The organism is Candidatus Proelusimicrobium excrementi, from assembly GCF_937881865.1.
In the GTDB taxonomy this organism is placed as follows: Bacteria; Elusimicrobiota; Elusimicrobia; order Elusimicrobiales; family Elusimicrobiaceae; genus Proelusimicrobium; species Proelusimicrobium excrementi.
This window is the reverse complement of sequence record NZ_CALGEO010000028.1, coordinates 1-2,988: the sequence shown is the minus strand read 5'-3', so window position 1 is coordinate 2,988 and position 2,988 is coordinate 1. Positions and strand designations below refer to the sequence as shown.

Here is a 2,988-nt window from a genome sequence, read left to right as displayed (position 1 = left end):
CCCTGGCTTTGGGCGTAAACTGCGGCGAGGGCAAAGCCGAGTTTGGCGACAAAACCGGCTCTTTGACAAAGACTCTTTTTATAAACGTCAAGGGTGCGGACGGCGCGGCAAGGAAATACACTTTTTGGAAATGCCGCCCTACCGGTAAAACCGGGCAGACTTACAAACGCGACGGGGAAACTTTAATTGAAGCCGAATTTGACGTTTTGGCCGATATATCCAAAGAGCGCGGCAAGAGATTCGGCATGATAGAAGACGTATAACCCGCGCTTAAAACGCGTTTAAGCAAACGCCGGGCCCGGCGGCGACTCCGGGCCTTTTATAAAAAAGGAGATTAATATGACGGATTTGGAAGTTCTCTGCCCTAAAACAAAACGAGTAAAACTTTGTGGGCGGGAAATTGAAATAAAACCTTTAAGCATAAAGCAGGCCGTGGATTTATGGCGCATAATCAACAGCTTTAAAATAGAAGCCGACGCCGTAAAAGAGGGCCCTGAAGGCTTAAGACTGGCTAAAATTCTTGATATGGCCGGCAGCAGTAAAAGCAAAGATATTTTAAACATTCTTACGGGCGGCGCTCTTAAAGACGTATCAAACCCGCAGGAAAAAATCAGCCTCTTGGAGCTGAGTTTTTTGGCCGAGGCTTTAAGCGAGGTAAACGATTTTAAAACCTTGTTTTTAAATTTTACTCAGGCTCTGAAGGCAGCCGCGGGGCGGACGCGCTTTCAGACGCCGTAGCTTTCTGCGCGTCCGCTTACGGCTATCGCACGGAATATATACTTTCCCACGGCGTTGAATGGCTTTTATGGGCCTGCCGCAAGGCCGCCCGCGGGTATAAAGCGGCGTCGCCGCGCGTTCTTTGCGAAGCCGATTTGGCAAAAATAGGAATAGGCAAAAATGGATAATATAGCAAAATTCTGCGTAGAGCTTGAAGCCGTTTTCAACGGCGGCGGGCTCAAAGAAATGTATAAAGATTTCACCGACGCCGGCAAGGAAGTTTCCGCAATGTTTGAGGATCTTCGGCGGGAAGCCCAATCCGGCGGGGACATTATCGCCGCGACGGCTTTTTCGGGTTTCTCTTCTTTGCAAAACAATTTGGAAGATTTCTGCAATGCGGCTTCGGAATCTTTCGGCCGCCTTGACGTTTTAATTAAAAACGTTTGGGAAAACATGGCCTCAAGTTTTATAAACTCTCTTGCAAAAATGGCGGCGAACAACATTATCGCTTCCGTATTCGGCGGGGGCGGTTTGCTTGGCGGCGTTTTCGGCGGGCTTTTGGGCAGCCGCAGAAGCGGCGGGCCGATAGATAAAACGGGTCCTTATTATCTGCACGCGGGGGAATTCGTCCTTCCGCCGGAAGTCGTCGGCGCGATAAAAGGCGGTTCTTACACCCCTAGTCAGAACGCCGGGCAAAATTCTTCTTCCTCCGCCGGAATTGTAAATATAACGGTAAATACGCCGCTTACGGTAAACGGTTCGGCCGAAAGAAACGACGCGCAAAAACTCTGCGAGGAAATTTCCCGCGCGGCGCGCCGCGGCGTCAGCTGGGCCGTGGAACAGGCCAAAATAAGCTATAAAATAGGCCGCGAAAGGAGCTCTGAAAGTTCATTATGATTAAACCGATAGAAATTTTAAAACCGAATATCCTTGAAGGCGCCCTGCTTTTTGATTTGCAGGGGGAAGACATCTCTTTAAATCAAGGACGTAAAAACACCGTATCCGGCGGTTTCAGGGCAGTATTTGAAGCCCCGGTAAAAGTAAGCAGAATGCTGATAAAAAATACGGATATCTCAAATATCCAAATAGGCGTTAAAACTTCCGCCGAAGCTGCAGATTTTACGCCTTTTGCCGATTTTGATTTGGTAAAGAGCGGGCGCGATATTCTGCTTTCTTTTTCCGCTCCGGCGGAAGCCTGCGCTTTTGAGTTTTCCTTTGCCGGCGCGGAATCTTCCGAAAACATATTTTTTTATAACTTTATTCTTACGGATTCTCTTCTTTTGCTGGATAAAGCTTTAAGCTCTTTTACTCCGTCGGGCTATTTGCGCGGGGGATATCATTATACGGCGGGGGGAACTCTTATAACTTGGAAAGAGTTTAGCAAAAATTCGGGCTCGCTGGTTCTTGAAAATTTGCCCGCCGCGCTGAAGCAAAAACTTGAATCTTTATGCGATGAAAACGTTTTCCTCACTTTTATTTTTTACGGTTCTTATGATTTATCGCAAAGTGGGGAATACGCTCTTACCTCGCCTTTAAAAGCGGAACTCAGCCGCAGCGGCGGGCTTTGGACTCTGCGCCTTGAAATAACGGAGAAATAATATGAAACAGCTTTCCTCTTTAATGACTGAGGCTTTAAATTCTCCCTCGCCGGGCTATGTAAGGAAGTTCCTTCTTCACCGCCGCATTTGGGATGAAACCGCCGGCAAATATATTTTCGGCGCGGCGGAAGACATAACAAAATACGTAACGGAAACGGGCTGCATTAAGTGGAAACTTGATAATGAGGGCTACGGCGTGTGGAATGCCGCCGGGCTTTCCGTTACGCTGGATGCGGGGCTTTTCCCTTCCGGGGAAGCTTCATCCGTATACGGCGCCAGGATAGACGTATACGCCGGCGTTTTTAGCTCGGAAGGGGAAAATTACGCCAAAATCTTCCGCGGATTTATCATGAGGGAACCTTCTTTCAATTTTGAGGAACGCTCGTGGATAATTTATTTAAGCGGGGAGCTGTCGCGTTTGGGCTCTTACGGTGCGGCGGAACTTTCGATAGTAAAAAAGGAAGTTTTGCTTTCCTCGCGCTCCGCGGATTCTCCGGCTTCGGAAGACGGCGGCTATATTGATTTTACTTTGCCTGATAAAGCCGTCGGCGAAATCCTGGATTTGCGCTGCGGCCCGCTTGAAAAGGGTTTTGAAGCGTCCTCCCCGCTTAAAGCCGTCAACGAGTATGAGGCAAGCTCGCTTAACTCTTATAAATATCCGGGCAAAATTACA

General features: G+C 48.5%; 5 protein-coding genes. All 5 read left to right on the top strand.

Annotated features, from left to right (window positions below; genetic code table 11):
- A partial coding sequence (locus ACQY26_RS01775) for a hypothetical protein (protein WP_428047362.1) occupies positions 1-263 on the top strand: 263 nt, incomplete at its 5' end.
- A gap of 76 nt (positions 264-339) precedes the next feature.
- Positions 340-738, top strand: a complete 399-nt coding sequence (locus ACQY26_RS01770) for a hypothetical protein (protein ID WP_428047361.1) — start codon at positions 340-342, stop codon at positions 736-738.
- Positions 739-897: 159 nt separating this feature from the next.
- Positions 898-1,614: a hypothetical protein gene (locus ACQY26_RS01765; protein ID WP_428047360.1), complete on the top strand. Its 717-nt coding sequence runs from the start codon at positions 898-900 to the stop codon at positions 1,612-1,614.
- Positions 1,611-2,315, top strand: coding sequence for a hypothetical protein (locus tag ACQY26_RS01760; RefSeq protein ID WP_428047359.1), 705 nt, complete (start codon positions 1,611-1,613; stop codon positions 2,313-2,315). The genes ACQY26_RS01765 and ACQY26_RS01760 overlap by 4 nt, the downstream gene beginning before the upstream one ends.
- A 1-nt stretch (position 2,316) precedes the next feature.
- The coding region (locus ACQY26_RS01755) for a hypothetical protein (protein ID WP_428047358.1) at positions 2,317-2,988 on the top strand (672 nt) is incomplete at its 3' end.